The sequence below is a fragment of the Dietzia sp. DQ11-71 genome, from assembly GCF_014144995.1.
Lineage (GTDB): Bacteria > Actinomycetota > Actinomycetes > Mycobacteriales > Mycobacteriaceae > Dietzia > Dietzia kunjamensis.
Genome location: NZ_JAALDT010000262.1, coordinates 1 through 6,293, shown reverse-complemented (window position 1 = coordinate 6,293; position 6,293 = coordinate 1). Strand labels below are relative to the sequence as shown.

Here is a 6,293-nt window from a genome sequence, read left to right as displayed (position 1 = left end):
ATCATCAGAACCCTGCTATCCGAAGCACGTCCCTAACATCGGTCGGTGCTTGGCGGGTCGAGTTGAACGTCTCAAGCAGGATGTGGTGCAGGCTGCTCGACAGGGGCGGAATGATGAAGCGTTCGCGCACGAGGTCCCCCCAGGCCACGTGCGTTTCAAGTGCTAGATGATGGGTGGGGGGCAGCAATGCCACGAATCTGTCCTCGTGTATCTGGGCGCTCCACACGGCTGGATGGGGCACATCGAGGGCTGTCAATCCGAAATCGCAGGTCCCCTCTCGCACCAATGAGATGACTTTCTCAGCGTCGGCGGCGGTAACCGTGCAATGCGTGCCCGGCATCAGCGAGGCAAGATCCCGGATGGCCGAGGGCAGAACCACGGCGGCGAGAGATGGAAGTGCGGCAACGTGCACCGCTGATCGTGATTCCCCGGCCGCGGCATAGACCTTGTTCATGCCCCGTTCGTGGGCGCCGAGGGTACGGCGCGCCGCCTCCACGACGTTTTCGCCAGCTCGCGTCATGCTGATGGTCCGGCGCGTCCGGTCGAATAGCCGAACTCGTAGTAGGCGCTCGGCCTCGGCGATTCGGTGGCTCAGTGCTGGCTGTGTGATGTGGAGCGCGTCCGCGGCGCGGGTGAAACTTCCCTGTTCAGCGACGTGCACTACTGCTTGGAGATGGCCGATTCCCAGACTCATAGATCCAGTTTATCGATGTATGCAAAGAAGGACTTGGACGCGAGTGGTCTTGGTCACAGATGCTGGGCACACGTAATTCCAATACTCGGAGGGAAGACCATGGCGGCAATCGTTGGCTTCGCAATGCTGGCCTTGGTGATCGGGCTACTGCTGGGCAGGAAACTTTCCCCGCTAGTGGCGTTTACGGTGATCCCGGTTATCGCTGGACTCGTTTTGGGCTACGGCCTCACGGACCTCGGGTCCTTCATTGCTGCCGGCGTCGAAACGGTGGCCCCGATGGTTGCCTTGTTCATCTTCGCCATTCTTTACTTCGGGTTGATGCGGGATAGGGGGCTGTTCGAGCCCGTCGTCCAGCTCGCGATTCGAGTGGCGGGCGGCAAGCCGATCCGGTTGACGGTCGTCACGGTCTTGTTGGCCACCGTTGCGCATCTCGATGGCGCCGGGGCGACGACGTTCCTACTGACTATCCCCACATTACTCCCGATCTATGACCGCCTCCGGGTGCGTCGCGTGGTCCTACTTATGTTGGTGGGCGTTTCGGCCGGCATCATGAACCTGGTCCCCTGGGGTGGAACGACCGTCCGGGCGGCAGCTGCCCTGGGTATCGACGCCGATGAGATCTGGCGTCCGTTGTTTCCCGTGCAGATTTTCGGTCTCGCGGTGGCCTTGGGCTTCGCAGTGCTCATCGGCATGGTGGAAACCCGCCGATTGGCCCGTGGGGCAGCTTTGGTGGGACAGCAGGGATCCACCGACTGGTCAGGCCCCGGGAGGCCACCGAGTGAATCGGAAGCACCCCAAAACTACGAAGATAAGAGCGGCCATCTGTCGGTATCCGACTGGCGCTACTGGGTCAATATCGCGCTGACCCTGGCACTGCTGACTGTCTTGTTCATGGACCTAGTCCCACTGCACATCTGCTTCATGGTCGCCTTCGGGATCGCGCTGGCCGTCAACTACAAGACTCCGGTCGATCAAGACGCGAGTCTGAAGCGCAATGCCTCCGAGGCGCTCTACATGGGAGCCGTGTTGCTCGCGGTCGGTGTCTTCCTCGGAGTCCTGAACGGCACCGCGATGATGGAGGGCATCACCGATACCATTACCGGAATCCTTCCGGAGGGCACCGCTGGCTGGGCGCACATCGTCATCGGTATCTTCGCCGTGCCTCTGGATCTGATCTTGGGAGCCGATCCCTACGCTTTCGGGCTGATGCCGGTGGTGGATCAGGTCGCGGCTTCCGGCGGCGTCGATAGCTACTCCGTGGCCCGCTCGATGCTCATCGGACAGAATGCAGGCTTCGTGATCAGCCCGCTCACACCTTCGGTCTACCTCGCCATCGGCCTGGCGCAGGTCCCCCTGGGTCGGCACATCCGATTCACGCTTCCGTGGGTCTGGGCCTCGGGCCTGCTGATGCTCGCCTTCGCAGTGCTCATCGGTGCAGTCGCCATCTGAAGTCACTCGTAGATCGTTGAGATGGGAGAACACAAAATGAGCTTTGCCGACGACGTTCCAGAGCAGGCAGTTCGTCAAGGGTCTTTGAAAGGTGTACGGGTGGTGGAGTTCGCCCAGGTGATCGCCGGCCCGCTCGCGGGAACGCTGATGGCGGATATGGGGGCCGAGGTCATCCACGTCGAGTCCCCCCGGGGTGGGGATTCCGCGCGCCGGATGGGGCCGACCAAAGACGGGGAGCACCTGTGGTGGAAGGTCCTCGGGCGCAACAAGAGGTCCGTGACCCTCGAGCTCAACAATCCTGAGGCGAAACCGGCGATGCGACGGCTCATCGAATGGGCTGACGTCGTGATCGTTTCGTTCCGGGCCGAGACACTCACCCGCTTCGAACTCGACTGGCAGTCCGTCTCGGCCATCAACCCCTCGGCGGTCCTGCTCCAGATTTCCGGCTTCGGGGAGACCAGCTCGAAGCGGGACGCCCCGGGATTCGGCAAGGTCGGCGAGGCGATGAGCGGGGTCGTCAACCTGACGGGATTCCCGGACGGTCCACCGGTCCACACCGGCTTTAGCCACGGCGACGCGACCACAGGTCTGATGGGTGCGTTCGCGGTCAGTGCGGCGTTGGTTCGCCGTAACGAGGACCCAGAGCGACGAGGAGAGTGGATCGACCTCGCACTATTCGAGACTCTGTATCGACTCGTCGAGTGGCAGGTCATCGTGCATGACCAGCTGGGCGAGGTCCCGCAGCGAAGTGGCAACTCCCTCGCCGTCTCGCCTGCCGCCGTCATCAACAGCTACCTCAGCAAGGATGGGGATTGGGTGACTGTGACCTCGGCGACACCCCGGTCGGTCATCAACACCGTGCGACTGCTGGGGCTTGACGAGGACCGGTTCCAAACCGTCGAACAGCAGAACCAGAACTCGCGCGAGATCGACCTAAGACTGGCCGAATGGATCGGTTCTCGTGGCACTGGTGTCGCAGTGCAGCTCCTTCAGGAAGCTCAGGTGGTGGCCTCCAAGGTGTACAGCATGGAGGACATCGTCTCTGATCAGACTTACAAGGAGCGTGGAGGGATTATTCGGGTCCCCGACGAAGATCTCGGTGCGGTTTCCATGCAGGGGGTTGTCCCCAAGATGCGAATCAATCCGGGATCGGTCTGGCGCACTGGTCCGTCTCTGGGACAGGACAACGACCTGGTCTTTCGCGACTGGCTCGGTATGGACATCGATGAGCTGGCCACCGACGAGGGCACCGATGTCGTCTGAAATTCCCAGCTCGAACGAGCGCGGACAGCTGCCCCTCATCCGGTCGATGCTGTTTATCCCCGGAAACCGACTGCAGTGGCTTGCCAAGGCGTCCGCCACCGGCGCGGACGCCGTCGTGGTGGACCTGGAAGACGCTGTACCTGGGCCAGAAAAGTCAACTGCGCGGGAGACTCTGGCAAAGGTGCTCGATGGCCCGGATCGGCCGGGTGTTCCCGTGATCGTCCGGGTCAACGCCCTCGGCACGGACCTGTTCCTGCGAGACATCGAGGCGCTGGCCGGGCTAGGCATCGTCGGGGTAATGGTCCCGAAGGTCGAGTCAGTGGCGGACATTGCAGTGGTGGACCGGATCCTGTCCTGGTTCGAGTCGCGGGCCCACCCCCCGCTGTGCGTCGTTCCGGTTCTTGAGACCGCGTGGGCGATCCGTCACGCCTACGAGATCGCCGCCGCGAGTGATCGAGTCGCTTACATGGGTGGACTCAGCTCCAAAGGCGGAGACGTCGAGCGGGCTATGGGTTACCGGTGGTCTGCGGAAGGGGGTGAGACACTGGCGATGCGGAGTCTGGCGCTCCTCGACGCCCGCGCCGCGGGGGTGTGGAACCCGCTCACCGGACTGTGGTCAGACGTTGATGACCTGGATGGTCTGCGTAAGTTCGCCGTGGCGTCACGCAACCTGGGTTACGAGGGGCTCACCGTTATCCATCCGTCCCACGTGCCGGTGGTCAACGAGGTGTTTACTCCCACCTCCGATGAACTTGAGCACGACCTCGCCCTGGTCCGGGCGATGGAGATCGCCGCGCGTCAGGGTCAAGGTGCGGTCAGGTTCCACGGTCACATGATCGATGAGGCGATGGCGGCCACGTCGCGGGAAAGGCTGGACCGTTACAAGCCTTCCTGGCGCAGCTGACCAAAGCTGAATCTTCACAGTCGCTTGAGTGCAAAGGACGATCATGAGAACCGTATCCCCAGGAGACCTACTGACCGCAGCGCCCGCTCGATCCGAATGGAAGAAGCACCGCCTGGGGCGATTCCTGGAAGCCATCGAGGGCAAGACCGGTCTCCACTTCGAAACCTACGAGGCTGCTTGGGCCTGGTCTGTGGAAAACATCGAGGACTTCTGGGCTGAGGTGTGGGACCACTTTGACGTAATCACCCACACCCCCTACACCGCAGTACTCGAGAACCGCACCATGCCGGGGGCCGTGTGGTTCCCCGGGGCCACGCTGAACTTCGCCGAACACGTGGTCCGTAAGCTGCGCGAACGCCCGGACGATGCCATATTGATCTCCCGCAGTCAGACCAACGGGTCGGTGGAGTGGACAGGATCGCGACTGGAGGAGGAGATCGCGCGAATTCAAGCCGGGCTGGTGCGCTGCGGTGTGGGGCGCGGGGATAGGGTAGCGGCCTACCTACCGAACATTCCGGAGACCGTGGCAGCCTACCTCGCCACGACCGCACTGGGAGCCGTATGGTGCGTCGTGCCACCGGAGATGGGCCCGCAGTCCGTCTTGGACCGCATCGAGCAGCTGGAACCCGCGCTGCTGATCGCTGTCGACGGCTACGTGAGCGGCAAGCGTGTGACATCCCGGATCGTAGAGGCCGAGTACATCCGCGGTCACCTGCCTCAGGTTGAGACGGTCCTGCTTCCCTACCTTGACACCGTGGTCGCGCCGATGTCGGGGGCGCTGTCCTGGGCGCAGTTCACCGGACGAGCAGATTGCGATGTGGAGTCGCATTCCGCAGAGGTTCCGGACGTCCACATCGAACCCGTGCCCTTCGACCACCCACTGACGGTCTTGTTCTCTTCCGGTACCACTGGCCGACCGAAGGCCATCGTGCACTGCCACGGCGGGATCTTGCTGGAGCACCTCAAGTCCCTCGGCCTGCACCAGGGGATAAGCGAAGAGGACACCGCCTTCTGGTTCACCACCACCGGTTGGATGGTCTGGACCCTGGGCGTCTCATCGTTGCTGCTGGGCGCCACTTTGGTTCTCATGGATGGTGACCCCAACTGGCCGGAGGCCGACGGTGAGTGGTCACAATGGGCCATCGCGGCGGAGACTGGGTCCACGTACCTGGGCACCAGCTCTGCGTACTTGGCTGCTTGTGCGCACTCTGGGATGCGACCGCTTTCCCGCTGGGACCTGTCCGGTCTGCGAGAGATTCTGTGCTCCGGGTCGCCGTTGGCCGCCGACGTTGCTGCCTGGGTGCTCGATAACGTGAACCCGGACGTGCTGGTGGTCCCTGCCTCCGGAGGCACGGACATCTGCGGTGCCTTTATTGGTGGTAGCCCACTCACCGCTGTACGGGCGGGGGAGATGTCCTGCCGCTTGCTCGGCGCTGCCGTGGAATCCTGGAGCCCTGCGGGTACACCGCTCCATGGCGAGGCTGGCGAGCTTGTATGCACGGCGCCGATGCCGTCTATGCCCGTGTTCTTTTGGGGAGATTCGGACTTCGAGAGGTACCTGGGCAGCTACTTTGACGTCTACCCCGAAGTGTGGCGCCACGGTGACTGGCTGGAGCGGACCGAGCGCGGCAGCTGGGTGATCAGTGGCCGGTCGGATGCCACCCTGAACCGCGGCGGCGTGCGGTTGGGCACCGCGGAGTTCTACGCGGTGCTCGACTCGCTGCCAGAGATTAACGACAGCATGGTCGTGCACTTCGAAGAAGCAGGTGGCCTTGGCAAACTTGTCCTCTTGTTGCACGCAGGCGATGGCGTGGACCACGGGGCACTGGAGACGGGTATTCGGACTACCTTGCGCACCGAGTTGTCCCACCGGCACGTCCCCGACTACGTGGTGTTTGTGTCCTCCATTCCACGCAATCCCACGGGCAAGCGTCTGGAGATCCCGTTTAACCTCAATTCACCGATGAAGTAGCCGGGGCGGTC

At 62.9% G+C, this 6,293-nt stretch carries 5 protein-coding genes; 4 read left to right on the top strand and 1 reads right to left on the bottom strand.

Going from position 1 to position 6,293, the window contains the following annotated elements:
* Positions 1-4 precede the first annotated feature (4 nt).
* Positions 5-694 (bottom strand): LysR family transcriptional regulator, encoded by a 690-nt coding sequence (locus G6023_RS09930; RefSeq protein WP_182635260.1) that lies wholly within the window; start codon positions 692-694, stop codon positions 5-7.
* A 99-nt stretch (positions 695-793) separates the two neighbouring features.
* Between G6023_RS09930 and G6023_RS09925 the strand changes: the two genes are divergently transcribed.
* The 4 genes from G6023_RS09925 to G6023_RS09910 are packed head-to-tail and all read left to right on the top strand — an operon-like array spanning position 794 to position 6,282.
* Positions 794-2,143: a CitMHS family transporter gene (locus G6023_RS09925; protein WP_182635258.1), complete on the top strand. Its 1,350-nt coding sequence runs from the start codon at positions 794-796 to the stop codon at positions 2,141-2,143.
* Positions 2,144-2,179: 36 nt separating this feature from the next.
* A complete protein-coding gene (locus tag G6023_RS09920) occupies positions 2,180-3,406 on the top strand; it encodes a CaiB/BaiF CoA transferase family protein (protein WP_182635257.1) in 1,227 nt (408 codons plus the stop codon).
* Positions 3,369-4,310, top strand: coding sequence for an HpcH/HpaI aldolase/citrate lyase family protein (locus tag G6023_RS09915; RefSeq protein WP_347570757.1), 942 nt, complete (start codon positions 3,369-3,371; stop codon positions 4,308-4,310). Before G6023_RS09920 ends, G6023_RS09915 begins: the two co-directional genes overlap by 38 nt.
* A gap of 43 nt (positions 4,311-4,353) precedes the next feature.
* Positions 4,354-6,282, top strand: coding sequence for an acetoacetate--CoA ligase (locus tag G6023_RS09910; RefSeq protein ID WP_182635255.1), 1,929 nt, complete (start codon positions 4,354-4,356; stop codon positions 6,280-6,282).
* The last annotated feature ends 11 nt before the right edge of the window (positions 6,283-6,293 follow it).